Origin of the sequence: Micromonospora sp. U21, assembly GCF_018070045.1 — a bacterium.
Classification (GTDB): domain Bacteria; phylum Actinomycetota; class Actinomycetes; order Mycobacteriales; family Micromonosporaceae; genus Micromonospora.
The window spans coordinates 258,325-285,046 of record NZ_JAGPYK010000006.1 but is presented as its reverse complement, the minus strand read 5'-3'; the positions used below and the strand labels follow the sequence as shown (position 1 = coordinate 285,046).

General features: G+C 71.7%; 27 protein-coding genes. 9 read left to right on the top strand and 18 right to left on the bottom strand.

What is annotated here, in order from left to right:
- Nucleotides 1-50: 50 nt before the first annotated feature.
- The 5 genes from tatC to KBX63_RS10995 all read right to left on the bottom strand — a co-directional run bounded on the left by tatC (nt 51) and on the right by KBX63_RS10995 (nt 3,851).
- Nucleotides 51-1,004, bottom strand: a complete 954-nt coding sequence (tatC, locus tag KBX63_RS11015; RefSeq protein ID WP_210910890.1) for a twin-arginine translocase subunit TatC — start codon at nt 1,002-1,004, stop codon at nt 51-53.
- A gap of 18 nt (nt 1,005-1,022) precedes the next feature.
- Entirely contained in the window at nt 1,023-1,316 is a 294-nt protein-coding gene (gene tatA / locus KBX63_RS11010) for a Sec-independent protein translocase subunit TatA (protein WP_210910889.1), read from the bottom strand.
- Between the two features lie 204 nt (nt 1,317-1,520).
- On the bottom strand, nt 1,521-1,766 hold the full coding sequence (locus KBX63_RS11005; RefSeq protein ID WP_210910888.1) for a hypothetical protein: 246 nt from the start codon (nt 1,764-1,766) through the stop codon (nt 1,521-1,523).
- A 10-nt stretch (nt 1,767-1,776) separates the two neighbouring features.
- On the bottom strand, nt 1,777-2,856 hold the full coding sequence (locus KBX63_RS11000; protein ID WP_210910887.1) for a YafY family protein: 1,080 nt from the start codon (nt 2,854-2,856) through the stop codon (nt 1,777-1,779).
- Nucleotides 2,853-3,851, bottom strand: coding sequence for a YafY family protein (locus KBX63_RS10995; RefSeq protein WP_210910886.1), 999 nt, complete (start codon nt 3,849-3,851; stop codon nt 2,853-2,855). The genes KBX63_RS11000 and KBX63_RS10995 overlap by 4 nt, the downstream gene beginning before the upstream one ends.
- Nucleotides 3,852-3,978: 127 nt before the next feature.
- On the opposite strand from KBX63_RS10995, the gene KBX63_RS10990 reads away from it, so the two are divergent.
- Both KBX63_RS10990 and KBX63_RS10985 read left to right on the top strand, forming a co-directional pair.
- Complete coding sequence (locus KBX63_RS10990; RefSeq protein ID WP_247662059.1) at nt 3,979-5,025, top strand: cation diffusion facilitator family transporter; 1,047 nt, start codon at nt 3,979-3,981, stop codon at nt 5,023-5,025.
- 10 nt (nt 5,026-5,035) lie between these two features.
- Nucleotides 5,036-6,121: a DUF3866 family protein gene (locus tag KBX63_RS10985; protein ID WP_210910885.1), complete on the top strand. Its 1,086-nt coding sequence runs from the start codon at nt 5,036-5,038 to the stop codon at nt 6,119-6,121.
- A 37-nt stretch (nt 6,122-6,158) separates the two neighbouring features.
- Here KBX63_RS10985 and KBX63_RS10980 read toward each other — a convergent pair whose 3' ends face one another.
- The 3 genes from KBX63_RS10980 to pafA form a co-directional block, all read right to left on the bottom strand.
- A complete protein-coding gene (locus KBX63_RS10980; RefSeq protein WP_210910884.1) occupies nt 6,159-7,304 on the bottom strand; it encodes a cupin domain-containing protein in 1,146 nt (381 codons plus the stop codon).
- Between the two features lie 178 nt (nt 7,305-7,482).
- The gene (locus KBX63_RS10975; RefSeq protein ID WP_210910883.1) at nt 7,483-7,677 is read right to left on the bottom strand and encodes a hypothetical protein; all 195 of its coding nucleotides are present in this window, start codon (nt 7,675-7,677) and stop codon (nt 7,483-7,485) included.
- Nucleotides 7,678-7,746: 69 nt separating this feature from the next.
- Nucleotides 7,747-9,105, bottom strand: coding sequence for a Pup--protein ligase (pafA, locus tag KBX63_RS10970; RefSeq protein WP_088989658.1), 1,359 nt, complete (start codon nt 9,103-9,105; stop codon nt 7,747-7,749).
- Between the two features lie 193 nt (nt 9,106-9,298).
- Between pafA and rfbB the strand changes: the two genes are divergently transcribed.
- A complete protein-coding gene (gene rfbB, locus KBX63_RS10965) occupies nt 9,299-10,282 on the top strand; it encodes a dTDP-glucose 4,6-dehydratase (protein ID WP_210910882.1) in 984 nt (327 codons plus the stop codon).
- A gap of 95 nt (nt 10,283-10,377) precedes the next feature.
- Here rfbB and prcA read toward each other — a convergent pair whose 3' ends face one another.
- The 6 genes from prcA to arc all read right to left on the bottom strand — a co-directional run bounded on the left by prcA (nt 10,378) and on the right by arc (nt 16,550).
- A complete protein-coding gene (prcA, locus tag KBX63_RS10960) occupies nt 10,378-11,205 on the bottom strand; it encodes a proteasome subunit alpha (protein ID WP_210910881.1) in 828 nt (275 codons plus the stop codon).
- A 61-nt stretch (nt 11,206-11,266) separates the two neighbouring features.
- Nucleotides 11,267-12,106, bottom strand: a complete 840-nt coding sequence (prcB, locus tag KBX63_RS10955) for a proteasome subunit beta (RefSeq protein WP_210910880.1) — start codon at nt 12,104-12,106, stop codon at nt 11,267-11,269.
- Nucleotides 12,025-12,711, bottom strand: coding sequence for an endonuclease VII domain-containing protein (locus KBX63_RS10950; protein WP_210910879.1), 687 nt, complete (start codon nt 12,709-12,711; stop codon nt 12,025-12,027). The genes prcB and KBX63_RS10950 overlap by 82 nt, the downstream gene beginning before the upstream one ends.
- A 22-nt stretch (nt 12,712-12,733) precedes the next feature.
- A complete protein-coding gene (locus tag KBX63_RS10945; protein ID WP_067366797.1) occupies nt 12,734-12,949 on the bottom strand; it encodes a ubiquitin-like protein Pup in 216 nt (71 codons plus the stop codon).
- Between the two features lie 117 nt (nt 12,950-13,066).
- A complete protein-coding gene (gene dop, locus KBX63_RS10940) occupies nt 13,067-14,584 on the bottom strand; it encodes a depupylase/deamidase Dop (protein ID WP_374102208.1) in 1,518 nt (505 codons plus the stop codon).
- Between the two features lie 184 nt (nt 14,585-14,768).
- Nucleotides 14,769-16,550 carry a proteasome ATPase gene (gene arc, locus KBX63_RS10935; RefSeq protein WP_210910878.1) on the bottom strand — a complete coding sequence of 594 codons (1,782 nt, stop codon included), beginning with the start codon at nt 16,548-16,550 and terminating at the stop codon, nt 14,769-14,771.
- 178 nt (nt 16,551-16,728) lie between these two features.
- Here arc and KBX63_RS10930 point away from each other — a divergent pair, with 178 nt between their 5' ends.
- Nucleotides 16,729-17,019 (top strand): ferredoxin, encoded by a 291-nt coding sequence (locus tag KBX63_RS10930; RefSeq protein WP_074309704.1) that lies wholly within the window; start codon nt 16,729-16,731, stop codon nt 17,017-17,019.
- Nucleotides 17,020-17,070: 51 nt separating this feature from the next.
- On the opposite strand, the gene KBX63_RS10925 is transcribed toward KBX63_RS10930, so the two are convergent.
- The 3 genes from KBX63_RS10925 to KBX63_RS10915 are packed head-to-tail and all read right to left on the bottom strand — an operon-like array spanning nt 17,071 to nt 19,779.
- A complete protein-coding gene (locus tag KBX63_RS10925) occupies nt 17,071-17,643 on the bottom strand; it encodes a hypothetical protein (RefSeq protein WP_089021082.1) in 573 nt (190 codons plus the stop codon).
- A gap of 46 nt (nt 17,644-17,689) precedes the next feature.
- The gene (locus KBX63_RS10920; protein WP_374102207.1) at nt 17,690-18,691 is read right to left on the bottom strand and encodes a tRNA (adenine-N1)-methyltransferase; all 1,002 of its coding nucleotides are present in this window, start codon (nt 18,689-18,691) and stop codon (nt 17,690-17,692) included.
- Nucleotides 18,688-19,779, bottom strand: a complete 1,092-nt coding sequence (locus tag KBX63_RS10915) for a M50 family metallopeptidase (protein WP_374102211.1) — start codon at nt 19,777-19,779, stop codon at nt 18,688-18,690. The genes KBX63_RS10920 and KBX63_RS10915 overlap by 4 nt, the downstream gene beginning before the upstream one ends.
- Nucleotides 19,780-19,919: 140 nt before the next feature.
- Between KBX63_RS10915 and KBX63_RS10910 the strand changes: the two genes are divergently transcribed.
- The 5 genes from KBX63_RS10910 to KBX63_RS10890 all read left to right on the top strand — a co-directional run bounded on the left by KBX63_RS10910 (nt 19,920) and on the right by KBX63_RS10890 (nt 25,961).
- Complete coding sequence (locus KBX63_RS10910; protein ID WP_210910876.1) at nt 19,920-20,834, top strand: PD-(D/E)XK nuclease family protein; 915 nt, start codon at nt 19,920-19,922, stop codon at nt 20,832-20,834.
- 250 nt (nt 20,835-21,084) lie between these two features.
- Nucleotides 21,085-21,771 (top strand): response regulator transcription factor, encoded by a 687-nt coding sequence (locus tag KBX63_RS10905; protein WP_210910875.1) that lies wholly within the window; start codon nt 21,085-21,087, stop codon nt 21,769-21,771.
- Nucleotides 21,772-22,119: 348 nt separating this feature from the next.
- Nucleotides 22,120-22,887: an ABC transporter ATP-binding protein gene (locus tag KBX63_RS10900; RefSeq protein WP_210910874.1), complete on the top strand. Its 768-nt coding sequence runs from the start codon at nt 22,120-22,122 to the stop codon at nt 22,885-22,887.
- The gene (locus KBX63_RS10895) at nt 22,887-25,442 is read left to right on the top strand and encodes an ABC transporter permease (protein WP_210910873.1); all 2,556 of its coding nucleotides are present in this window, start codon (nt 22,887-22,889) and stop codon (nt 25,440-25,442) included. Before KBX63_RS10900 ends, KBX63_RS10895 begins: the two co-directional genes overlap by 1 nt.
- Nucleotides 25,443-25,583: 141 nt before the next feature.
- On the top strand, nt 25,584-25,961 hold the full coding sequence (locus KBX63_RS10890) for a carboxymuconolactone decarboxylase family protein (RefSeq protein WP_210910872.1): 378 nt from the start codon (nt 25,584-25,586) through the stop codon (nt 25,959-25,961).
- A gap of 16 nt (nt 25,962-25,977) precedes the next feature.
- Here the strand turns inward: KBX63_RS10890 and KBX63_RS10885 are convergent, their stop codons facing one another.
- Nucleotides 25,978-26,634, bottom strand: a complete 657-nt coding sequence (locus KBX63_RS10885) for an HAD family phosphatase (RefSeq protein WP_210910955.1) — start codon at nt 26,632-26,634, stop codon at nt 25,978-25,980.
- Nucleotides 26,635-26,722: the final 88 nt, after the last annotated feature.

Here is a 26,722-nt window from a genome sequence, read left to right as displayed (position 1 = left end):
CGCCCCCGGCGAGCGGGGACGGCGTCGGCGGACCGGACGGCGCGGGGCCGTCAGGTCATGTCGTCGTAGCGGCGTTCGATCGGGGCGGGTGGGGCGACCGGCTCGGGTACGCCGACCGGCGCCCCCACGTCGATCCGCTGCCCCGCCTCGACCGGCTCCGGGTCGTGCTCCAACGGCGACACCTCGTCGTCGTCGAGACCGGCGTAGACGTCCTTGCCGCGCCCGCGCCGCTTGTCGTTGAGGAACGCGATCCCGACCGCCACGAAGTACAGCAGCGACAGGGAGAGCGCCAGCAACGTCATGCCGAACGGACCCGGATCCGGTGTGGCGATGGCGGCGAAGGCGAAGCATATGAAGATCACCGCCCGCCACCAGCTCAGCAGCCGCCGGGCGCTGGCCACGCCGGTGAAGTTGAGCATCAACAGGATGAGGGGGAACTCGAACGCCACCCCGAACAACAGGATCATGTTGGTGACGAACGAGATGTAGCGGGTGACCTCCAGCTGCGTGGAGAGGCCGGTCACGCCCGCCTCCAGCAGGAACGCGAGACCCTTGTCCACGACGAGGTACGCGAGGACAGCACCACCGGCGAACAGCGGGGCCGCGATCGCGACGAAGACGTACGCCCACTTGCGTTCGTGACGGTGCAGGCCCGGCGCGATGAAGGCCCAGAGCTGGTAGAGCCAGACCGGTGCGCCGACGATCAGGCCGATCCACAGCGCCAGCTTCAACTTCAGGATGAACCCGTCCGCGGGCGACAGCTGAAGGAACGACCGGCAGTTGCCGAGTGCGTCAGTGGCATCCGGCAGGCTGCAGTAGGGCTCCTTGAGCAGGTTGAACGCCGGCTGCGCCAGGAAGTAGCCAACGATCAGACCGACCACGATCGCCAGCGAGGCGCGGAACAGGCGGTCGCGCAACTCGCGGACGTGCTCGATGAGCGTCATCGAGCCGTCGGCGGCGCGCTCGAAGGCGCGCGGGCCGCGTTTACGCAGTGCGAAGGCCACGGTTCTCGGGCCTCTCGGTCAGTTGTCGCGGACGCGGTGCACCGGGTCGGCGACCGGCTGCTGCGGCGGCGCCTGGTGGTACGGCGCCTGCTGCGGCTGCCCGACCTGGGGCGGCAGCGGCTGGTAGCCGGCCTGCGCGTCGGCCTTCTCGGCGAGGTCGCGGTCGTCGTCCTGCAGGCTCTTGGTCTCGGCCTTGATGATCCGCAGCGAACGACCCAGCGAGCGGGCCGCGTCGGGAAGCCGCTTCGCACCGAAGAGCAGGATCAGCACAACCACGAGAACCGCGATGTGCCACGGCTTGAGGGCACCCATGAGAAGCTCCAGTCGCTCTGTGTGTCCGGGGGCGGTACGCAGCCCATCGTACGTGCGGATCGGCCGGTTGCCACCTGCCGGGGGCAGTCGTCGCGGCCCGGCCGGTGAAGTCTTGACCAACCGCGATGATCAGTCAACCATCGCGGAGCCGTCGCCACCGCAGCGGCCCGCCCCGACCGGGGGCGGCGCCTCGCCGGGGATCGATCAGCCGCGCCTGGCCCGGATCACGGCGAGACGCTGCTGGGTGGTGTCGAGCTGGCGCTGAACGCCCTCCGCGCGGAGCTGCAACGCCTCGGCGGTGTCCCGCAGCGCCTCGGCCTCGGCGGCCCGTCGTTGCAGCGCCACCGCGGCGTGGCGCAGCCGGGGCAGTCGGGTCAGCACCGGACGCACGGCCAGCGCGAGCGCCACGAGAGGGAGCAGCACCACCGCGAGCACGATCCATTTCAGCACGGCGGTCAGCCTACTGCGTGCGGCCCGCCACCGCCGGGTCGCCCGACGGCGCGCCGGGCGCCGCGGATGCGGGCGTCGCCGGGTCGGCCTCGGGCTGCCGCGGCGCGGCGGTGGGCGCGGGCACGGCGTACGCGTCCAGCGCGGCAGCCGCCGTCACCCGGACCTGCTCGGCCAGCTCGACCGGGGCGACCACGGTGACGTCCGGGCCGAGGCCGAGCACGAACCGGCGGGCCCAACCCAGGTCGGTCACCCGCAATGAGACCAGCCACTGGTCGCCGTCGCCGGCCTCCACCCGCTCACACGGGTAGTACTCGGTGATCCACCGCTCGCCCCGGCCGACCCGCAGGGTGATCAGCGGCAGGTCGGGCGAGGGGCGGAAGACGCCCTCGGTCAGGTCGTGCGGGACGGCCTGCGGCGGGACGGTGGCCGGCTCGTCCAGCTCGGTGATCGCGTCGATCCGGTCGGCGCGGAACAGTCGGACCGCCTCCGCGCGGCGACACCACGCCTCCACGTACGCCAGGCCGCCCACCATCAGCATCCGCAGCGGGTCGATGACGCGGTCGGTGGTCTCGTCCCGGGTGGCCGTGTAGTAGGTGATCCGCAGCGCCCGACCGCCCTCCACGGCGGCGCGCAGCGCCTCCACCCGCCGGTTGTCCCCGGGCAGCCGCACCGCAACCGGAGCGCCCACCAGATCACCGGCGGCGTCCTCGATCTTGGCGAGGGCCCGCTCGACGGCCTCCCGGTTGGCCACCCCGGGCGTCTCGGCGAGCATCCGCAGCGCCACCACGAGGGCCAGCGCCTCGTCGGGGGTGAGCCGCAGCGGGCGGTCGATGCCGGCGTCGTAGGTGATGGTCACCCGGTCACCGTCGAAGGCCATGTCGATCAGGTCACCGGGACCGTAACCGGGCAGCCCGCACACCCAGAGCAGCTCCAGGTCCTCACGCAGCTGCCGCTCGGTGACCCCGAGGTCACCGGCCGCCTCGGCGATCTCGATGCCCGGCCGGGCCAGCAGGTAGGGCACCAGGTTGAGCAGCCGGGCCAGACGGTCGGCGGAGGCCCGGGAGCCGCCCCGGGCGGCCGGCCGGGTCATCGGGCACCGCCGGTGACGACCATCTCGTCGTGCCGGGCGGCGATCTCCTTGAGCCGCTGGATGACCGCCTCGCGGACCTCCGGCGGGTCGAGCACCCGCACGTCCGGGCCGTAGCGGACGAGTTGGCCGGCCAGCCCGTCCGGGTCGGCGTACGGCAGGACCAGCCGGTCGCCGTCCGGCCCGGCGGTCACCTCGACGGCCCAGCGGCGCAGCCCGGCGGCCCGGCCCGGTGCGGCCAGCACGGTGGCCCGGCCGGTGCGCTCCACCGGGCCGGACCAGCGGGCCACGTGGCTGATCAGGTCGACGCCGGCCGGCGGCTGGTAACCGCCGGACGCGCCGGTCACCCGGACCGCGCCGACCACCCGGGACAGCCGGAAGCAGCGCGTCGCCGCGCGGTCCAGGTCGTGGCCGACCACATACCACCGGCCACGCCAGCAGACCACGCCCCACGGCTGCAGTCGCCGGCGGCTGGGCGCGTCCCGGTCGGGCACCCGGTAGTCGAACCCGACCTCGCGGCGGTCGCGGGCAGCGGCGGTCAGCGGCGCGAACGCCGGGTCGACGGTGACCATCGGCTCCAGGCCCAGGGTGGCCTGCGGATCCACGTCCACCCCGGCGGCACGCAGCTTGGCCAGCCCCGACGAGGCGGCGGCGGCGAGACCGGCGTGCTGCCACAGCCGCGCGGCGATGCCCACGGCGGCGGCCTCGTCCGGTTCGAGAGGGATGTCGGGCAACGCGTACTCGCGGTGGGCGATCCGGTAACCGGGCTCGGCGTCGAAGACGCTGGCCGTCCCGGTCTCCAGCGGCACGCCCAGCTCGCGCAGCTCGGCCTTGTCCCGCTCGAACTTGCGCTGGAACGCCTCGTGGTCACGCGCGTCGTCCGGATCGTGCTCGTAACCGGGCACGGTCGCGGCGATCTGCGCGGCGGTCAGGAACCGTCGCGTGGACAGCAGGCAGATCACCAGGTTGACCAGGCGTTCGGTGCGGGTCCGCGACACGGGTAGACGCTAGCAGCCGACGCGCCCGAGACGTGCACCCACGCTGGCGTGCCGCACATCTGTTCGGATCGGTGGGTCGGGAGCCACAGCCGAGCGCGGTGCCTCGACCGGTCATATGGTGGCCCTCATGCCGCAAGCGATCAAGACCGAGAGCGTCGGCACCGTGGTCGTCGCCGGCGCCGCCAACCTCGCCATCGCGGTGGCCAAGCTGATCGCCGGGCTGATCTCCGGCTCGGCGGCGATGCTCTCCGAGGCGGCGCACTCGGTCGCCGACACCACCACCGAGGTGCTGCTCTACCAGGCGCTGCGCCGCGGCGCCCGGCCTGCGGACAGCCGGCACCCCTTCGGGTACGGCAAGGAGAGCTACGTCTGGGCGTTCTTCGCCGCCATGTTCACCTTCGTCGCCGGCGCCGGTTTCGCCGTCACCCACGGCGTGACCACCATCCTGGTGCACCAGCACAGCGGCGACTACCTGATCTCGTACATCGTGCTGGGCGTGTCCTTCGTCATCGAGTCGATCTCGCTGAGCCGGGCCGTCCGGCAGGTCCGCCGCGAATCCCGACGGTGGCGGACCACTCCCCGACGTTTCCTGCGGCTGACCGCCGACACCACCGTCAAGGCGGTCTTCCTGGAGGACAGCGCCGCCCTGATCGGCCTGCTGCTGGCCGGGCTCGGGGTCGGCCTGTCCCAGGCCACCGGCGACGAGGTGTGGGACGGCGTCGCGTCGATCCTCATCGGGCTGCTGCTGCTGACCGTCGCCGGGATCCTGGCCAGCAACAACCTCTCGCTGCTGGTCGGCCGGGCCGTCCCGGCGCGGCTGGGCCGCGAGATCGAGCAGGAGCTGGCCGAACTGCCGGAGGTGGAACGCATCGACACCCTGCTGACCATGCAGCTCGGCCCGGACGACATCCTGGTCGCGCGAAGATCGACTTCCGCGACGAGGCCACCGGCGCGGCCATCGAGGCCACCGCCGACGAGGCCGAACGTCGACTCACCGCGCGGTTCCCGGAGATCCGCTACGTCTTCCTCGACCCCACCCGATCGCTGCCCGGCGCCCTCGGCCAGGCCCGCAACACCCAGGCCGGTCCGAGCCCGGACGCCGGCGGCGAACCCGACCCGACCTGAACCACGCGCCGGACCACCCGGGCGCGGGGCACCGGGCCCCCGCGGCTAGCGTGCCCGTCATGGTGCGATGGCGGGCGGGGACGGTGGCGGCGCTGCGACGGCAGTGGACCGGGGCGGTGGAGCTGGACGTCGACCTGCCCGATGGCACCCGCATGCGGGCGCTGGCCTACCCGGAGCTGGTGGGCACGCCCGAGCCTGGCGACCGGGTGCTGCTCAACGCCGGGGCGCTGCTGATGGGGCTGGGCACCGGCGGGTACGCCCTGGTGGTGGCACTGCCGGACCGGCTACCGCCGGACCCGCCGGACGTCGGCGACACCCGCGACGCGGGGCACCTCGTCAAAGCCCGCTACACCCCACTGCAACCGATCCTGCTCGGCGTCGACGAGGAGGCGTCACCGCACCGGGACGTGCTGGCCGACGCCGACGACCTGGGCGGGCTGCCGGTCGTCACCGCCGACCTGCACTCGGCCCTGCCGGCCATCCTGGCCGGCATCCGAGCCGACGCCCCGCACGCCCGGGTGGCGTACCTGCTCACCGACGGCGGGGCGTTGCCGGCCTGGTTCTCCCGCACCCTCGCCGGACTGCGCGCCGAGCTGGCCGGCACGATCACCGTCGGGCAGGCGTTCGGCGGCGACCTGGAGGCCACCACCCTGCACGGCGGCCTGCTCGCCGCCCGGTACGTGCTGCGCGCCGACGTGGCCGTGGTCGCCCAGGGCCCCGGCAACCTCGGCACCGGCACCCGGTGGGGCTTCTCCGGGGTGGCCGTCGGCGAGGCGGTCAACGCGATCGCCACACTGGGCGGGCGACCGGTCGGGTCGCTGCGGATCTCCGCCGCCGATCCTCGCCCCCGACACCGGGGCGTGTCGCACCACAGCCTCACCGCGTACGGGCGGGTGGCGCTCGCCCCGGCGGAGCTGGTGGTGCCCGACGACCTGGACCCGGCGCTGGCTGCCGAGGTGGACGCGGCGCTGGCCCCGCTGACGGCCCGGCACCGAATCGTCCGGGTGCCCACCGCCGGCCTCGATGCGGCGCTGCGGGCCAGCGTCGTGCCACTGTCCACCATGGGGCGCGGCCTGGACGCCGACCACGCCTACTTCCTCGCTGCTGCGGCGGCGGGCCGCCACGCCGCCGCCCTGCTCCCCTGACCCCACGCGCACCGAAGCCGGCGGACGTGGACCCGGGTCAGCGGATCACGGGGCGTTGGTCGCGGGGCAGGGCCTCGATCAGCTCCCGGGGCAGGTTGAGGGTGTCCGCGCCGACCTGGGCCGGGGTGTTCGCCATCCACTGGGTCAGCGAGACGGACTCGAACCGGGGCTTGCGGAACACCTCCAGGAAGACCAACGGCTCGTTGCCAAGGTTCTCGATGTAGTGGCCGTAGGCGAACGGCACGTACCCGACGTCGCCGGCGCGCATGTCGAAGGTGCCGGCCACACCCTGGCTAGCGAACACACCCATCCGGCCGTGGCCGGAGAGGTAGTACTGCCACTCGTCGTCGGTGGGATGCCAGTGCAGCTCGCGCATCCCGCCCGGGTCGACCTCCACCAGCGCGGCGCAGATGGTGGTGGACGCGGCGAACTGGGTCACGTCGGCGATGCGCACCTGGCCGCCCGGGAAGCGCTGCGGTTCCTGCGCGAGCAGCCGATGGCTCAGCGCGCGCGGCACGTCCCCGGTGGGGCTCACCACCCGGTCCCGGTCCAGCGGCGGCGGCACCTCCCCGGCGAAGATGCACTTCTCCCGCTCCGGGATCGAGTCGAGCTGCTCGGGCCGCCAGCCGAAGTTCTTCGCCAGCACGTCCTTCGGGGTGTGCGCGAAGTAGTCGCTGATCAGGAACGTGGCGTTCTCCGTGAACGCCCCGTCGTCGAAGACCGGCAGGAACTCCACTCCCTCGTCGAGGGCCTGGATGTGGTGCGGCACCCCCTGCGGGAAGAACCACAGGTCACCGGCGCGCACATCGTCGAGGAAGTTGCGGCCCTCCTGGTCGACCGCGCTGATCCGGGCGCCGCCGTGTGCCACGTACGCCCACTCGGACTGCTTGTGCCAGTGCATCTCCCGGTATCCGCCCGGTTCCAGCGCCATGTCCACACCGCAGAGTTCGGTGGCGATCGGCAGCTCCCGGACCGTGACCTCGCGGGTCCAGCCGCCACCCTGGACGCGGGTGTGCGCGTCGGAGAAGGTGAACCGCAGGTTGGGCAGCGTGCCGGCGTCCGTGGTCGGTGGCGTCAGCAGATCCGGGTTCTGCCGGTCCCGGACCACGTCGCGCGGCCCGGGATCCTGCCAGCCGGCCTGCCCCCGCTTCGGCTGTGGCGTCGCGCTGTCCCCGCCCATCATCGCCGGCTCCCTCCGTCGCACCTGCCCGATGCCGCCGCGGCGGCGGGCGGCGGTTACCCGGCCCGGGGGCCCGGTCGGGCCAGCGGTGGCCCGCCCGGGCCAGCCGCGCCACCGGGCACGGGGCGACGCCGCCGAGGCGGCCGAGCGTCGGTCTGCGCTGGCGGGAAGGACCGAGGGGTCAGGCGAGGAAGATGAGGGCGAGCCAGCCGCCCACGATGAGCACCAGCGCCAGGGCCAGCACCCAGGTCGGCACGGTGTACTCGCCGCGCCGGTTGCGGTCGATCTCGGCGCGGATCTTCTCCCGCCGGCGTTCGACCCAGTTCTGCCGCTCGGTGCCGCGCTCGGAGCGGTCGGAAGGTCCAGAAGTCGTCATGGCGCGCCCAGACTACCGGGCCGGCCAGCCCCGTCGGCGGACACACCACCGCCGGGGCCGGCACACCGGTCACATGCTGGCGATCAGCCGCTCCACCCGCTCGTCGTACGCCCGGAACGGGTCCTTGCAGAGCACGGTGCGCTGCGCCTGGTCGTTGAGCTTCAGGTGCACCCAGTCGACGGTGAAGTCCCGCCGCTTCTCCTGGGCGTGCCGGATGAACTCGCCGCGCAGCCGGGCCCGGGTGGTCTGCGGCGGAGTCTCCTTGGCCTCGAAGATCTCCGGGTCGGTGGCCACCCGGTCCACCTCGCCACGGCGCTCCAGCAGCCCGTAGAGGCCACGACCGCGGCGCACGTCGTGGTAGGCCAGGTCCATCTGCGCCACCCGTGGGTGCGACAGCGGCAGGTCGTGCTTGCGCTGGTAACGCTCGATCAGCCGCAACTTGCTGACCCAGTCGATCTCCCGCGAGACCGGCTCCAGGTCTCCGGTCTCCACCGCGTTCAGCACCCGCCCCCACAGCTCGACAACCCGCTTGGCCGCCTGGTCGCCGCCGCGGCGCTCCACGAACTCGGTGGCCTTGGCGAGGTACTCCTGCTGGATGTCCAGCGCGCTGACCTCCTTGCCGTTGGCCAGCCGCACCTTGCGCCGGCCGGTGATGTCGTGCGACACCTCCCGGATGGCCCGGATCGGGTTTTCCAGCGACAGGTCGCGCATCACCACCCCGGCCTCGATCATCCGCAGCACGATGTCGGCCGTGCCGACCTTGAGCAGGGTGGTGACCTCGTTCATGTTGGAGTCACCGACGATCACGTGCAGCCGCCGGTAGCGCTCGGCGTCGGCGTGCGGCTCGTCGCGCGTGTTGATGATCGGACGGCTGCGGGTGGTCGCCGAGGAGACGCCCTCCCAGATGTGCTCGGCCCGCTGGGACAGGCAGTAGACGGCGCCGCGCGGGGTCTGCAGGACCTTGCCGGCCCCGCAGATCAACTGCCGGGTGACCAGGAAGGGGATGAGCACGTCGGCGAGGCGGCCGAACTCGCCGTGCCGGGAGACAAGGTAGTTCTCGTGGCAGCCGTACGAGTTGCCGGCCGAGTCGGTGTTGTTCTTGAACAGGTAGATCTCACCCGCGATGCCCTCGTCGTGCAGCCGCTTCTCCGCGTCGACGAGCAGGCCCTCCAGGATCCGCTCGCCGGCCCGGTCATGGGCGACCAGATCGGTCACCGAGTCGCACTCCGGTGTGGCGTACTCCGGGTGCGACCCGACGTCCAGGTAGAGCCGGGCCCCGTTACGCAGGAACACATTGCTCGACCGACCCCAGGACACGACGCGACGGAACAGATACCGCGCGACCTCGTCCGGGGACAGCCGCCGCTGCCCGCGATAGGTGCAGGTGACGCCGTACTCGGTCTCGAGGCCGAAGATTCGCCGCTCCATGGTGTGACATTAGCCGCCCGGAGGGCCCGTTCGTCACTGTCAGACCACAGGTCGTGCCCGAGGGGCGGTCACATACCGGCTGAGTGCGACATTCCGTCCGGCCGCAGACGCGCCGGCTGTTGGCCCGTCCTGTTGCGCGGACGGCGGCGCGACGGCCCCCTCGGGCTGCCGGCTCGCGTAGAGTGCTGAACCCGTGAGGATCCTCGTCACCGGCGGAGCGGGATTTGTCGGCTCGGAGTATGTGCGAATGCTGCTGGGCGCGCCGGGGGGCGACGCGGGACCGCCCGTGAGCGAGCCGGACGTGGTGACCGTGCTGGACAAGTTGACCTACTCGGGCAACCTCGCCAATCTCGCCCCGGTGCGCGACGACACCCGGCTCCGCTTCGTGCGGGGTGACATCCGCGACTCCGCTCTGGTTGACCAGGTCGTCCCCGGGCACGACGTGATCGTGCACATCGCCGCCGAGTCACACGTCGACCGTTCGATCGCCAGCGCCGCACCGTTTGTCGCCACGAACGTGCTCGGCACCCAGACGCTGCTCGACGCCGCGCTGCGGCACGGCACCGGCCGATTCGTGCACGTCTCCACCGACGAGGTCTACGGCTCGATCGAGTCCGGATCGTGGACGGAGACCTGCCCACTGGCACCGAACTCGCCCTACTCGGCCTCGAAGGCGGGCTCCGACCTGCTCGCGCTGGCCTACCACCGCACCCACGGCATGGACGTCGTGGTGACCCGCTGCTCCAACAACTACGGGCCCTACCAGTTCCCCGAGAAGCTCATCCCGCTGTTCGTCACCAACCTGCTCGACGGCGGCACTGTCCCGCTCTACGGCGACGGCGGCAACATCCGCGACTGGCTGCACGTGCGCGACCACTGCCGCGGCATCGCCCTCGTGCAGCAGCAGGGCCGCGCCGGCGAGGTCTACCACATCGGCGGCGGCACCGAGCTGACCAACAAGCAGCTCACGGCTCGACTGCTGGAGGCCTGCGACGCCGGCTGGGACCGGGTGGTGCCGGTCACCGACCGCAAGGGCCATGACCGCCGCTACTCGCTCGACAGCACCAAGATCTCCACAGAGCTGGGGTACGCCCCGAGCATCGACCTGGAACGCGGTCTGGCCGCGACGGTGCAGTGGTACCGGGACAACCGGGCCTGGTGGGAGCCGTTGAGGTAGACGGGGGCCAGTTGAGCCATCCGCTCACGCCGACGGCGTGGGCGGTGACGGCCGGTCAACTGGCCGGAACCCAGGCGCTGTCGGCCGAGATGGATCTACTCGGTCGACTGCGTGCCCGACTTGCCCTCAAGATCGGCCGACCCGGCGGACGACGTGGGCTTGTGCGCCTCCTCGGTCGGCGACGTCGGCGCCTCGGCACGATTCCCGGCCGGCGGCACCTCGGCGCCCCCGTCCAGCAAAGAGGTCAACGCCGCCCCGGTGATCCGGCGGAAGGTCCGCCCGACGCGCCCGCGGTCCAGCACCGCGACCTCAAGCTGGTTCGCGGCGATCGTCCGGGCGGCGCCGCCCTCCCCGCCGACGGTGCTCAGCGCCTGCACCGCCACCTTGACCGCCTCGCCGAGCGACATGTCCGGTCGGTGGTTGGACTTCAGCACGCCGGTGATCGCCTCGGCCTGCCCGCCCATCGCCATCCGCCCCGGCTCGTCGTTCACCGAACCGTCGTAGGTCAGTCGGTACAGCTCGTCGTTGTCCGCGGTGGCCCCGACCTCCGCCACGCAGATCTCCACCTCGAACGGCTTCGACTGCTCGGTGAAGATCGCGCCCAGCGTCTGCGCGAACGCGTTGGCCAGGGCCCGGCCGGTGACGTCCCGCCGGTCGTAGCTGAGCCCGTTCAGGTCGGCCATCCGCACGCCGGCCCGGCGCAGGTTCTCGAACTCGTTGTACCGGCCGACGGCGGCGAAGCCGATCCGGTCGTAGATCTCGCTGACCTTGTGCAGGGCGCTGGAGAGGTTCTCCGCGACGAAAAGCACTCCGCCGGCATAGCTGAGGACCACCGCGCTGCGACCCCGGGCGATGCCCTTGCGGGCCAACTCGGAGCGGTCGCGCATGATCTGTTCGGGCGAGGCGTAGAACTGCATGGCCACGGCGGCGGTTCTCCTTACGGCGCTGTGCTGACGACTGCTGACGGGTGGGGGTGGAGGCGGCTCAACCGCCCGGGTTCTCCATCCGGCGGGCGACCACGCCCTCGGCGATCGCCGCCGTCTCGGCGTCGGTCAGCCGTCGGGTGCCCTCGGCGGTCGCGGTCATCACCACCGGGTAGATCCGTCGGGTCAGGTCTGGTCCGCCGGTCGCGGTGTCGTCGTCCGCGGCATCGTAGAGCGCCTCGACCGCCAGCCGGGTCGCGTCGTCGACGGACAGGCCGGCCCGGAAGCGCTTCTTCAACGCGGACTTGGCGAAGAGTGAGCCGGAGCCGATCGCGTCGTAGCCGGTCTCCTCGTACGGGCCGCCGGTCACGTCGAAGCTGAAGATCCGGCCAGCCCTCGTCGGGTCCGCGCAGGCGAGGTCGAAGCCGGCGAAGAGTGGCACCACCGCCAGCCCCTGCATGGCGGCGCCCAGGTTGCCCCGGATCATCGAGGCCAGCCGGTTGGCCTTGCCGTCCAGCGAGAGCATCGCGCCCTCGATCTTCTCGTAGTGCTCCAGCTCCACCTGGAACAGTCGCATCAGCTCGATGCCGATGCCCGCGGTGCCCGCGATACCGACCAGCGAGTACGCGTCGGCCGGGTGCACCTTCTCGATGTCGCGCTGGGCGATCAGGTTGCCCATGGTGGCCCGACGGTCACCGGCCATCACCACACCGCCGTCGGCCGCGATGGCCACGATGGTGGTGGCGTGCGGCGCCAGGTCAGCGGCCATGCCCGGCGGCAGCGGCCGTCGACCGGGCAGCATCTCGGGAGCCACCCGGCTCAGGAACGTGGTGAAGGACGACGTCCCCGCGTTGGTGAACACATCTGGTAGACGCCCGGATGGATCAAAGCCCGCTGCCACGTGGTTCCTCTCAGGTACGTGATCGCCCTGGCCAGCCTCATGGGACTGTCACGGAACTGGCCAAGACCACCGTTGCAGTTGAAGCAGAGTATCCCGCGCACCCATCCGGTGCGATGATCGTGGTCCAGATGTTGCGGGTCCGCGCCACCGCAGATCGCGCAGACACCACCCTGCTCGGCCAGGAGCTCATCGAACTCCTTCTGCCCCACGCCGTAGCGCCGCCGCAGGTGGTACTCGCGACTGCCGCCGTGCAGACGGAGCTTGCTCTCCCTGCCCTTCTCGTTGTGGCAAGGCTTGCAGTATCGGCCGTAACCCTCACGATCAGAGCGGTTCCGCGGAAAGTCGCCGAGAGTCTTCACGACGCCGCAGTCGGGGCATCGCCGGTGCCCCTCCGGCACTACTGGCAGCTGGCGCACATCCCTGCCCTGCTGCTCCTTCAGGCGTCTGGCATAGCTGGCCTTCGAGCGGACGTTGAAGCAGAGCTTGCAGTAGCTGCCGCGACCTTCTGGCCGCCTGCTGTTGGCACAGAATTGATCGAGAAGCAGCCACTCGCCACAGTCCCGACAGCGGCGGCGGCCGTCCCGATCATCAGAGGGACGAGGCATGTCCAGATTGTCCGCCTATGCCCTATTGGCCCCCTTTTTGTACATAGCCCCTGACAAATTCCTCGGCGTTCTCCTCGAGGACGGAGTCGATCTCATCGAGCAGGTCGTCGACGTCCTCGGTGATCTCGGCATGCCGCTCCGCCACCTCGGGGTTGGCCTCGGTGGTGACGTCCTCGATCTCCTCGCCCTGCCGGGACTTGCCGGACTGCGACTGACCGCCGCTGTCACGAGTGGCCATTGCTGCCTCCTCTAGATCGCCTGGCATGAAATCTACCCCGCGGAGGCGACAGGAAGCCCCCGCGTCAGCCGTGTTCGGGTGGCAGCGATCGCCGATCTCCAGCGGACGCGCCGCCGCTCACCGGCCGGTCAGCGTCTCCAGGAGATCCTTGGCGCTGGCGCAGCGGTCGAACAAGGCCCCGACATGAGCGCGCGTGCCTCGTTCCGGCTCCATCATCGGCACCCGGACCAGCGACTCCCGGCCCACGTCGAAGATCACCGAATCCCAGCTGGCGGCGACCACCTCCGAGGCGTACTGCGCCAGGCAACGGCCGCGGAAGTAGGCCCGGGTGTCCTCGGGCGGCTCGGTCATCGCGGTGCGCGTCTCCTCGTCGGTGAGCAGCGTCTTCATCGCGCCCCGGGAGACCAACCGGTTGTAGAGGCCCTTGTCCGGCCGGACGTCGGAGTACTGCAGGTCGACGAGCTGGAGCTTGTGCGCGCCCCAGCCGAGCTTCTCGCGCTCCCGGTAGCCCTCCAGCAGCCGCAGCTTCGCCACCCAGTCCAACTCGTCGGCGCAGAGCATCGGATCGCGGCCCAGCCGGTCCAGCACGCTCTCCCAGCGGTCGAGCACGTCGGTGGTCTGCTCGTCCACGTCCGTGCCGTAGCGGTCGTCGACAAAGGACCGGACGCGCTCCAGGTAGGCCCACTGCAGGTCCAGCGCGGTCAGCCGGCGGCCGTCGCGCAGGCGCATCCGGTGGGACAGGGACGGGTCGTGGCTGACCGCACGCAGCTCACTGACCGGGTCAGCGATGCCGAGGTCCGAGCCGAGCGCCTTCTCCTCGATCATGGTGAGGATCAGCGCGGTGGTGCCGACCTTGAGGTAGGTGGAGATCTCCGAGAGGTTGGCGTCGCCGATGATGACGTGCAGCCGACGGTACTTGTCGGCGTCAGCGTGCGGCTCGTCCCGCGTGTTGATGATGGGACGCTTGAGGGTGGTCTCCAGACCAACCTCGACCTCGAAGAAGTCGGCGCGCTGTGAGATCTGGAAGCCGCTCTGGCCGCCGTCCTGGCCGATGCCGACCCGGCCGGCGCCGCAGACGATCTGCCGGGTGACGAAGAAGGGCGTCAGGTACGCCACGATGTCGGCGAACGGGGTCTGCCGGCGCATCAGGTAGTTCTCGTGCGCGCCGTAGCTGGCGCCCTTGTTGTCGGTGTTGTTCTTGTAGAGGTGGATCGGCTGGCTGCCGGGGATGGTGGCGGCCCGGCGGGACGCCTCGGCCATCACCCGCTCGCCGGCCTTGTCCCAGCGCACCACGTCGCGTGGGTTGGTCACCTCGGGGGCGGAGTATTCCGGGTGGGCGTGGTCGACGTAGAGCCGGGCGCCGTTGGTGAGTATCACGTTGGCCAGGCCGAGGTCCTCGTCGGCGAGGGCTTCGGCGGGGTCGTAGGCGGCCCCGGAGTAGGTGAAGCCGCGCGCGTCGCGCAGCGGCGACTCCTCCTCGTAGTCCCACCGGGCCCGCCCGCCCCGGTTGAGTTCGGGGCGTGCTCCGTATGCGTTGACCACCTGGGACGAGGTGACCATTGGGTTGGCTCCGGCCTGGCCGGGCACGGAGATGCCGTACTCGACCTCGGTGCCCATGATCCGTCTTACGCTCATCGACCTACCCGCTTCGCTCGCCCGACCCGGTCCACCCTCACGTCGAGCGTAGTCGGACAGCTCGGGGACAGGGGCACGCCGCCGCAGCCGTGTTACCGATGTCGTCACCGCGCCCGCGTCCACAGGAAACGACCGGGGCCCGGGACGCGTCGCGTCCCGGGCCCCGGTCGTTGCTACCTGTGGCTCAGAGGTACTGGCCGGTGTTGCTGGCGGTCTCGATGGACCGCCCGGCCTCGGCGCCCTTGCCGCCGGAGACGAGCGTGCGGATGTAGACGATCCGCTCGCCCTTCTTGCCGGAGATGCGAGCCCAGTCGTCGGGGTTGGTGGTGTTGGGCAGGTCCTCGTTCTCCCGGAACTCGTCGACGCAGGCGTCGAGCAGGTGCTGCAGGCGCAGCCCCTTGCGCCCGGAGGTGAGGAACTCCTTGATGGCCATCTTCTTGCTGCGGTCGACGATGTTCTGGATCATCGCGCCCGAGTTGAAGTCCTTGAAGTAGAGGACTTCCTTGTCACCGTTGGCGTAGGTGACCTCGAGGAAGCGGTTCTCCTCGGTCTCCGAGTACATCCGCAGCACCACGGCGTCGATCATCGCCGCGACGGTGGCCTGGGGGTCGACGCCGTGCTCGGCCAGGTCGTCCGGGTGCAGGGGCAGCCCGGAGAGGATGTACTTGGAGAAGATGTCCTTCGCCGCTTCGGCGTCCGGCCGCTCGATCTTGATTTTCACGTCGAGCCGACCGGGGCGCAGGATCGCCGGGTCGATCATGTCTTCCCGGTTGGAGGCGCCTATGACGATGACGTTCTCCAGCCCCTCCACGCCGTCGATCTCACTGAGCAGCTGCGGGACGATCGTGTTCTCCACGTCGGAGGAGACACCGGAGCCACGGGTCCGGAAGATCGAGTCCATCTCGTCGAAGAACACGATCACCGGGGTGCCCTCGCCGGCCTTCTCCCGGGCTCGCTGGAAGATCAGCCGAATGTGCCTCTCGGTCTCACCGACGTACTTGTTGAGCAGCTCAGGACCCTTGATGTTGAGGAAGAAGCTGGTGTGCTTCTCCTTGCCCTGCCGCTCGGCGATCTTCTTGGCCAGCGAGTTGGCCACCGCCTTGGCGATCAGCGTCTTGCCGCAGCCGGGCGGGCCGTAGAGCAGGATGCCCTTGGGTGGGCGGAGCTGGTGCTCACGGAACAGGTCCGCGTGCAGGAAGGGCAGCTCCACCGCGTCGCGGATCTGCTCGATCTGCGACTGGAGGCCACCGATGTCGGTGTAGTCGACGTCGGGCACCTCCTCCAGGACCAGCTCCTCGACCTCGCTCTTCGGGATCCGCTCGTACGCGTACGCCGAGCGGGGCTCGATCATGAGCGAGTCGCCGGCCCGGATCGCCGAGCCGATCAGCGTCTCGGCGAGGTGCACGATGCGCTCCTCGTCGGAGTGGGAGACCACCAGCGCCCGGTCACCCGGTCCGCCGCCCGGCCCCTCCAGAATCTCCTTGAGCATCACCACCTCGCCGACCCGCTCGTACCCGAACGCGTCGACGATGTTGAGCGCGTCGTTGAGCAGGACCTCCTGGCCACGGCGCAGCTCGGCCACGTCAAGCGAGGGCGAGACGGCGACCCGCAGCTTGCGACCGCCGGTGAAGACGTCCACCGTGCCGTCGTCGTGCCTGGCCAGGAAGACGCCGTAACCACTCGGCGGTTGTGCGAGGCGGTCGATCTCCTCCTTGAGCGTCACGATCTGCGTGCGAGCCTCCTTGAGGGTGCTCACCAGCCGGTCGTTGTTCTCGGTCAGCCGCGCCAACTGTGCCTGGGTGGCCGCCAGCCGCTCTTCGAGCTGCCGGACGTGTCGGGGGCTTTCGGTCAACTTGCGCCGCACCAGGGCGAGTTCCTCTTGAAGAAACGCGACCTGCGTGGAGAGATCGTGGGCTTCCTTCTCCCACCGTGCGGCGCGCGAGTCCGCGTCGTCGCTGCGTGCCACGTCCCACCTCCCCGGGGGGCTTGAACGTTCTGCCCTAACACTAGCCGCTATGAGGCCGATTCGGTCCCACGCAACGCCCTCGTCACCGAACCTTGATCGCCAAGGGTGGCCTGGCGGGCCGGTACCGGCGTTCAGGTACCGTCGGACCGTACGACGGGAGAACATGGGGGGTGCTCCGGTGGCCGAGGTCGCGACCGACCAGTTGCAGGTCTGGGTGGACCAGGATCTCTGCACGGGCGATGGGCTCTGCGTGCAGTACGCGCCGGAGGTGTTCGAGTTCGACATCGACGGCCTGGCGTACGTCAAGGGCGCCGACGGTGAGCTGCGGATGGCGCCGGGCAGCCGGGTCGACGTGCCCGAGCACCTGCGGCTCGAGGTGATCGACTCCGCGAAGGAGTGCCCGGGCGACTGCATCCACGTCGTGCGCGGCGACGGTGTCGAGGTCGCCGGCCCGGACGCCGAGGACTGATCCACCCCGCCGGGTGCCGCCAACCGGCGGCCCCGGCCCGAGGGGTGCGGCTCAGAGCATCGGGCGGCCGACCACCGAGGCGACCAGCCGGGCGAACTCTTCCAACCGGGCGATCTGCCCCGCCCCGCCGTCGTCGAGGGTCTTACCGAAGCGCAGCGCGTCGTGCCGCGGCGTGCCGACGATCTCCTCGCTCGGCGGCGCCTCGTCCAGCGAGGTGAGCAGCAGGTACACGTCGATGCTGTCGACCCGGATCTCGCCGCTGTCGGTGCGGTTGAGCCGGCGACGGCAGCCGACCTCGGTGACGGTGGAGACCGGCACCACTCGCAGCGACGACGTCATCGACCCCGGGGGGCCCTCCGTCGGCGGCACGTCCTCGCCGTGCCAGAGGATCAGCCGGCTGCCGTCGCAGACCACGACCTCCTGCCACACGCCGTTGACCTCGTTGACGAAGCGTTCCAGGGTGAAGCCGAGCACCGACGCGCCGCGCAGCACCCCGCCGAGCGCCTCCAGGGCCACGTCCGGGTCGCGCAGGTAGGCGCGTGCCGCCGACTCCAGGTCCTGGTAGGGCGACCAGTCCGGAAACACCGCGGGCAGGTCGCCCCCGCCGTAGCCCGGTCGGCTCATGCCGCCGCCTCCCCCCGCTCGGCGACGCCGGCGCCCAGCTCGATGGTCACGGCCTGTCCATCTCCCCCGTCGCGTCGGGCTCCACACCCGCCGCCTGCGCGGCGGCCGCCTGCCGGGCCGCCTCAGCCTCGCGCAGCACCTGCCGGCGCTGCGCGTACGCCTCGGTGCCCTTGCTGGGCTTGCGGCGGCGGGGCGGCGCGGTGACCCCGGGGGCCAGCTTGCGCGCGGAGACCAGGAACGCGGTGTGCGCGATCATCCGGTGGTCCGGCCGCACGGCGAGGCCCTCGGCGTGCCAGTCCCGTACCAGCGACTCCCAGGCCCGCGGCTCGGTCCAGCCGCCACGCTCGCGCAGCGCCTCCACCAGCTCGGAGAGCTGGGGCGTGGTGGCCACGTAGCCGATGAACACGCCGCCGGGCACCAGCGCCCGCTCGACCATGTCGAGGGTCTCCCACGGGGTGAGCATGTCCAGGATGATCCGGTCGAAGCCGGTCTCCTGGCACTGCGCGACGTCGCCGACGTGCAGGTTCCACGCCGGGTGCGGCCCGTTGAAGAACGCCTCGACGTTGCGCCGGGCGATCTGGGCGAAGTCGTCACGCAGCTCGAACGAGTGCAGCTCCCCCTCCGTGCCGACCGCGCGCAGCAGTGAGCAGCTGAGCGCGCCGGAGCCGGCGCCGGCCTCCAGGACCTTCGCGCCGGGGAAGATGTCACCCATGGCGACGATCTGCGCCGAGTCCTTCGGGTAGATCACCTGGGCGCCGCGCGGCATGGACAGCACGTAGTCCGACAGCAGCGGCCGCAGCGCCAGGAACGCCGTACCGCCGCCGGAGGTGGTCACCACGCTGCCGTCGGGCAGCCCGATCAGCGCGTCGTGCGCCAGGATGCCGCGGTGGGTGTGGAACTCCTTGCCGGGCTCCAGCGTCACGGTGTGCATCCGCCCCTTCGGGTCGGTCAGCTGCACCCGGTCACCGGGCCGGAACGGCCCGCGGTGCACGGGTGTCAGCGCCGGGGAGGCGGCGTCGGCCGGGACGGTGGAGGGAGTTGCGGTCACGATGTCATCTTCCGGTTGGGTTCGAGGAGCTGCGCGAGGTCCGCGATGTGCAGAATGCCGACGACATCTTCGCCTGCGGTCACCACGTACTGCGCGCCCGGGTGGCTCTGCACGGCCTCCATCACCCCCTCGCCGTCCAGACCGACCGGCAGCGCGGGGAGCGTGCCCAGCGACCGGGCGACGGCGTCCACGGCCAGCCACGGGCGGCGATCGGCCGGCACCGCCTCGGCGGCGGCCGGGTCGACCAGCGCCACCGGCCGGCCGGTGGAGTCCGTGACCAGCAACGCGGCGGCGGGCTGCCCACCCTCGGCGCGCCGGCGCTGGGCCTCGGACAGCGGTGTGCCGGTGGTCACCGGCCAGACCGGCCGGGCCAGCCGGGACAGGTCGATCAGCGGGAACCGGCGGCTGACCCGGGCGGCCCGGATCGACTGCCCGGCGCCGCGCCAGAGGGTGACGGCGACCAGCAGCATCAGCGGCAGCGCCAACGGCGCCAGGTAGTCGGCCACGGTGAGCAGCACGACCAGGGCGACGGTGCCGACGGCGACCACTCGGCCGGCCCAGCCGGCGACCTCGGTGCCACGATGCCGGTCACGGGTCAGCCCCCACACCGCGGCGCGCAGCGCCCGGCCGCCGTCCAGGGGCAGACCGGGCAGGATGTTGAACAGCGCGACGATGACGTTGCTCACCGCGAGCTGGAAGGCGAGCTGGTGGGCCACGGTCCGCTCCGGCAGGGCGAGCGTGGCGGCCACCGCGACCACGCCGAGCACCGCGGAGACCGCGGGGCCGGCCAGCGACACCAGCAGGTCGACCCGGGGCGACGGGGCGTCCCGGTCCATCTCGGTGTAGCCGCCGAGCAGTTCCAGGGTGATCCCGCGCACACCGATGCCGTACCGGCGGGCGGTGAGCGCGTGGCCCAGCTCGTGCAGCAGCACCGAGCCGAGCAGCGACACCACGAACCCGAAGCCGATCAGGTAGCCGCTGACCTGCGGCAGGTCCAGTTGCCGGCGGGCGAACTCGGCGTACAGCACGGCGACCAGCGCAGCGAGCAGGAGCATCGAGCCGTTGAGGTGCAGCGGCACCCCGAACACCCGACCCACGCTCAAGCCGGCGCGCCGGTCGGGTCGTCGCGGCGGCCGGGATGTCTGTTCCATCGGGACGATGCTACGGACCGGCGGTGCCCGGGGCGGGTGGCGGTCGGTGTCACACCGGTGCCCTAACCTTTGCCGACATGACGGCGGAACCGGTCACCACCCACCAGTCCCCCTCCCCGGCGCAGGCGCCGCCGACGGTGCGGGCCTCGCTGTCGCCGTCGCGGGCGGCGGATTTCAAGACCTGCCCGCTGCTCTACCGGTTCCGCAGCATCGACCGGCTGCCCGAGCGGACCACCATCGAGCAGGCGCGGGGCACCCTGGTGCACGCGGTGCTGGAGCGCCTGTTCGACCTTCCCGCCCCGGGCCGCACACCGGCCGCCGCCGGTGACCTGGTGGCCCCGCAGTGGGACCGCATGGTCACCGAGCAGCCGGAGCTGGCCGGGATCTTCGAGGGCGCGGAGCCGGCCGGCCCGGTGGAGTTCCTGCGCTCCGCCGCCGGGCTGCTGGAGGGCTACTTCGCGGTGGAGGATCCCACCCGGCTGGAGCCGGCCGAGCGGGAGAGCCTGATCTCGGCGGTTGTCGACGAGGAGCTGCTGATCCGGGGTTACCTCGACCGGCTCGACGTGGCCCCGGACGGCGCGCTGCGGGTGGTCGACTACAAGACCGGCGGCGCCCCCCGGGAGGCGTTCGAGGCGCGGGCGCTGTTCCAGCTGAAGTTCTACGCCCTGGTGCTGTGGCGCACCCGGGGGGTGGTGCCCAAGGTGCTGCGGCTGCTCTACCTGCGCGACGCCGAGGTGTTGGACTACACGCCGGACGCCGAGGAGCTGGTCCGCTTCGAGCGCACGGTGGTGGCGTTGTGGCGGGCGATCGAGCAGGCCACCGCCAGGCAGGATTTCCGGCCCCGGCCGAGCCGTCTCTGCGACTGGTGCAGCCACCAGGCGCTGTGCCCCAGTTTCGGTGGCACGCCGCCGCCGTTCCCGGTCGCGGTGGCCGGCGCCGATCCGCTGCGTGACGCCCGGTCCGCCCCGGCGACGCCGGGCGCCGACGACTGACCTCCGGGCGCCCCGTTGAGGCGCACACCCGTCACCGCGATTCTCGCCGGTCACGGCGCCTCCTGACCGCTCGCGCCCGGCCTCGCCGACGATCTCCCAGCGCCGGGGCCGGAAAACCGACCGGATCGGTGCCGCGCCGGTCGGGACGCGGCGGCTGGCCGACCTCTACGGTGGTCCGCGGCGCGCCGGCCGGCGTGCGCGAGGATGACCGGTGCGGCAGCACGGCGTCGGCGCGGGACAGGGAGACGAGATGACCGATCGGGTGGCCTCGGCGCGGCCGGTGCGGATCCTGCTCGCCGACGACCAACCGCTGCTGCGCACCGGGTTCCGGATGGTGCTGGGCGCCGAGGGCGACCTCGACGTGGTGGCGGAGGCCGGCGACGGCCTGGAGGCGGTGGAGCTGTCCCGCCGGCTGCTGCCCGACGTCGTGCTGATGGACATCCGGATGCCCCGGATGGACGGGGTCGCCGCGACCCGGGCGATCGTCGACGCCCGGCTGCCGGTGCGGGTGCTGGTGCTGACCACGTTCGACCTGGACGAGTACGTCGTGGGCGCGTTGCGCGCCGGCGCCAGCGGGTTCCTGGCCAAGGACGTGCCGGCCGAGGAGCTGATCGCGGCGATCCGCACGGTGGCCGGCGGAGACGCGGTGGTGGCGCCACGGATCCTGCGGCGGCTGCTGGATCGCTTCGCCGACCTGCTGCCCGACCCGTCGGCGACACCGTCGGCCGAGCTCAGCACGCTCACCGACCGGGAGCGCGAGGTCCTGGTGCAGGTGGCACGGGGGCTGTCGAACGCCGAGATCGCGGCGGTGCTGTCGGTCAGCGAGACCACCATCAAGACCCACGTCGGGCACGTGCTGACCAAGCTGCGGCTGCGCGACCGGGTGCAGGCGGTGGTGCTGGCGTACGAGTCGGGGCTGGTCCGTCCCAGGGCGTAGTTCCTCCCTACCGCTACCTCACCCGGCGTACGCACAGATCCCTCCGTGGGGGGACGGCTCGGTTGCCGTGCTCACCTACCGTGACCAGAGGTGGCTCGGCGCGGTTGACCCTCTCGTGGGGTCAGCCCCTAGCGTCCGGCCCTGGAAGCGTTTCCGCCGGTCGGGAAACACGTGGATCGGCCGTCGGGTCAGGGGCAACCCTGAGCCGGCATGGGGGTGCACCCGCAGCGTGAAATCCGCGCCGGATCCCCCCGTGGGCGGACGGGATGGGCGCGTGCAGCGCCGATGATGGACGTGCCGGACCAGCGGGGGCGGCGCGTATTGGCAGAGACGGAAGAGGTAGATGACGTGACCGCGACGGTAGGCCAGCAGGCGCAGGCCGCGGCCCGGGCGAACGACGTGTGGAAGGTGTACGGCAGCGGCGAGGCGCAGGTCATCGCGCTACGCGGGGTGAGCGCGGAGTTCGAACGCGGCCAGTTCACCGCGATCATGGGCCCGTCGGGTTCCGGCAAGTCGACACTGATGCACTGCCTGGCCGGCCTGGACTCGGTGACCCGGGGGACGGTGGCGATCGGTGAGACGACGGTCACCGGGCTGGGCGACTCCGGGCTGACGAAGCTGCGCCGGGACAAGGTGGGCTTCATCTTCCAGCAGTTCAACCTGCTGCCCACGCTGACCGCGAAGGAGAACATCCTGCTGCCGCTGTCGATCGCCGGGCGCAAGCCGGACCCGGCCTGGTACGACACGGTGATCGACACGGTCGGCCTGCGGGACCGGCTGGACCACCGGCCGGCGCAGCTATCCGGTGGGCAGCAGCAGCGGGTGGCGTGCGCGCGGGCGTTGGTCTCCCGCCCCGAGGTGATCTTCGCGGACGAGCCGACCGGCAACCTGGACTCCCGCTCCGGCGCGGAGGTGCTCAACTTCCTGCGCAACTCGGTCCGCGAGCACGGCCAGACCATCGTGATGGTCACCCACGACCCGACCGCCGCCGCGTACGCCGACCGGGTGGTCTTCCTCGCCGACGGGCAGATCGTCTCGGAGCTGATCGAGCCGACCGCCGACACGGTGCTGGACACCATGAAGAAGCTGGACACTCCGGCCGAGGTGGGCAACTGATGTTCCGCGCGACACTGAAGAGTCTGCTGGCCCGCAAGGTCCGGCTGATCCTGTCCGGGTTGGCGGTGGTGCTCGGAGTGATGTTCGTCTCGGGCGCCTTCGTGCTCACCGACACGCTGGGCCGATCCTTCGACTCGGTCTTCGCCGACGGTTTCTCCGAGATCGACGTGAACGTGGCGGCGACGCCGAAGGTGGAGGTCAGCGAGGTCGAGGGCGAGCAGACCGCCACCCCGGTGCCCGCCGCCGTGGTGGACCGGGTGAAGCAGGTGCCGGGGGTGGCCTCGGCGACCGGCATCGTCAACGCCGACGGCGCCCGCGTGATCGGCAGCAACGGCAAGGTGGTCACCTCGTTCGGTCCGCCGCAGTTGGGTGAGAACTGGACGGGCGAGAGCGAGCTGCTGCAACTGCGCGAGGGGCGCGGGCCGCAGGCCGACGACGAGATCGTCATCAACAAGTCGCTGGCGACGGCGGCGAAGGTGCAGGTCGGCCAGAAGGTCGGCGTGCTCACCGCGTTCGAGTCGAAGAAGCGGGACTTCACCCTCGTCGGCATCCTCGGTTACAGCGGTGACCGGGACTCGATCGGCGGGTTGAACGAGGTCTTCTTCACCACTCCGGTGGCGCAGCGGCTGATGCTCGGCGCGCCGGACGCGTTCAGCAGCATCACCGTGCGCGCCGCCGACGGGGTCTCCAACGAGACGCTGCGCGACGACGTGGCCCGCACCCTGGGCGCGGAGTACGAGGTGAAGACCGGCGAGCAGGTGGCCGCGGACGCCTCGGCCAGCCTGAAGGAGGGGCTCTCCTTCTTCAACAAGATCCTGCTCGGCTTCGCCGCGGTGGCGCTGCTGGTGGGCACCTTCCTGATCCTGAACACCTTCTCGATCATCGTCGCCCAGCGCACCCGGGAACTGGCGCTGATGCGGGCCATCGGGGCCAGCGGCCGTCAGATCATCGGCTCGGTGGTGCTGGAGGCCATCGCGGTCGGGCTGATCGCCTCGGTGCTCGGCCTGGCGGCCGGCATCGGGGTGGGAGCGCTGCTGGCGTTCCTGTTCGGCAAGCTGGCCGGTGGGCTCACCCTGGCCGGGATCGGCGTGCCCGCGGCGGCGGTGATCGGCTCGTTCGCTGTCGGCCTGGTGATCACCGTGGTGGCGGCGCTGCTGCCGGCGCTGCGGGCGTCCCGGATCCCACCGATCGCCGCCATGCAGGACGTGGCCACTCCGGACCGGCCGCTGACCAAGGTCACCATCGCCGGGTCGGTGATCACCGGCATCGGCGCGGTGCTGCTCTTCCTCGGGCTCAGCGGCAACGCCAGTGGCCAGACGCTGCCCACCATCCTGGGCGGGGTGCTGTTCGCCTTCATCGGCGTGGCCCTGCTGACGCCGCTGATCAGCCGGCCGGTGGTGAGCCTGCTCGGGGCGATCTTCTCCTGGTCGGTGCCGGGCAAGCTGGGCCGGCTGAACTCGGGACGCAACCCGCGCCGTACCGCGATCACCGCTGCCGCCCTGATGGTCGGCATCGCGTTGGTCACCGGCGTCACGGTGATCCTCGACTCGGCCAAGGGCAGCATCAGCGCTCTCGCCGAGGACACCATCAAGGCCGAGCTGGTGATCTCCGGTGTGCAGGGCGGCCCGCGGCCGCCGAGCTTCGACCCGGGTGTGCTGGACCGGGCCAAGGCCCTGCCCGGCGTGCAGATGGTCGACGGCGAGTACGGCGACATGGCCAAGCTCAACGGCGAGAGCACCTGGGTCGCGGCGAGCAGCGACGTCGCGTCGCTGCGGCAGATCTTCGGTGCCAAGCCGACCGCCGGTGACATCGACCGGCTCAGCCCGACCCAGATGCTGGTCAGCTCGGACACCGCCACCTCCCGCGGGCTGTCGGTGGGCTCGACGGTGAACGTGCAGCTGACCCGGGGCGAGGCGCGGACGTACACGGTCAGCGGCATCTACGAGTCCTCCCAGCTGACCAACCCGGTGGTGCTGCCGGTGACGGCGGCGAAGGACTTCGCCATCCCGCAGCCCATCCAGGGCTTCATCCAGCTGGCCCCCGGCACTCGGGTCGGCGACGTGCAGCCGCAGGTGGAGACGCTGCTCGCGGACAGCCCCGAGGTGTCGGTGGCCGATCGGGAAGCGTTCATCAAGCAGCAGACCAGTCAGCTCGACGGGCTGCTCACGATGATCCAGATCCTGCTGGCGCTGGCCATCGTGATCGCCGTGCTGGGCATCATCAACACCCTGGCGCTGTCGGTGCTGGAGCGGACCCGTGAGTTGGGTCTGCTGCGGGCGATCGGCCTGCGCCGCGGGCAGACCATGGGCATGATCACCGTGGAGGCGGTGGTGATCTCGGTGTTCGGCGCGCTGCTCGGTGTGGTGGTCGGCACCGGCCTCGGCGCAGCGGTGGTCGAGGCGCTCAAGGACGAGGGGATCACCGACCTGATCCTGCCGTGGGGGCAGATGGGTGTCTTCCTCGGTCTCGCGGCGATCATCGGGGTGGTGGCCGCGGTGCTCCCGGCGATCCGGGCGGCCCGGATCAACGTCCTGGGCGCGATCGCCCACGACTGACCGGTCACCACGAGACCCCGGCGCCGCGAGCGGCGCCGGGGTCTCGTGCCGTCGGCCCGCCGAATCGTCCTCTGGTGCCGGCGCCGAGCTGCCAGGATGGCGGTGCCGGAGCGGGACGGCGGTGGCGCCGAAAGGGGTGACATGACCGATCAGGATGCCTACCAGCGGGCACTGGACAACGCCGAGCGGCTGCTCGGTCAGCCGCTCGTGCTGCCCCTCGGTGACGGTGAGCCGCCCGTCGGGCAGGACTTCCGCCGCTTCGCCACCGTGCAGACCTTCGGCGAGGCGTGGCCCCGGGAGGGGTTGGACTTGCGCAGCCGCTGCCTGGTCTCGGTGGCGATCGCCGCGGCCCTCGGCACCCACGAGCCGCTGCGCGGCCAGCTGCGCATCGCCCTGCACTCCGGGGTGACCAAGGAGGAGATCGTCGAACTGTTCATCCACCTGGCCGCGTACGCGGGGGCCGCCCGGGCGTTCGACGGCTACCAGGTGGTCGCGGCGGTCTTCGCCGAGCGCCCCTGACCCGCGCCGGCCCCGGTCAGCCGGTCGCGCCGGCCCGGTCGACCAGCAGCGCGGCGAGCAGCTCGAGGTCCGCGCCGGTCAGGCTCTCCAGCTGGTGTACGCCGGGCGTGCTCGGCAGCGTGGCCTCCGCGGGTACGGCCAGCACCGCTGCGCCGGCGGCGAGCGCGCTGGCCACCCCGGTCGGCGAGTCCTCGATCGCCACGCAGCGGCCGATCGGCACGCCCAGCAGGCGGGCGGCGGTCAGGTACGGCTCCGGGTGCGGCTTGGCCGCGACCACCTCGTCGCCGCAGACCACCGCGTCGAAGCTGTCCCGCCCGAGGGTGTCCAGGGCGATCTCGACCAGTGGCCGGCCGCTGGAGGTGACCAGCGCGGTGGGGATGCCCGCCGCCCGGACCGCGCGCAGCAGCGCGAGCGCTCCCGGACGCCAGCGCAGCCCGGTGCGGAACAGCTCCAGGATCCGGGCGTTGATCCACGCCGCGCTGGCCTCCGGGTCCCGTTCGGGCTGACCCAGGTCGTCGTGCAGGATGCGCATCGAATCGGCCATGCTGGTGCCGACGATCGACCGGCGGGCGGCGGTGGAGAGCTCGCCGCCGTACTCCCGCGCGAGTTCCTGCAGTGCGACGTCCCACAGCTTCTCGCTGTCGACCAGCGTGCCGTCCATGTCGAAGAGCACGGCGGCGGGGTGATGGCTGCTCAGCGGATCCTCCAGGGTCGTGGCCGACACCGGCGATCCTGCCAGGGCTCACCGCCGCCGGTGGCGG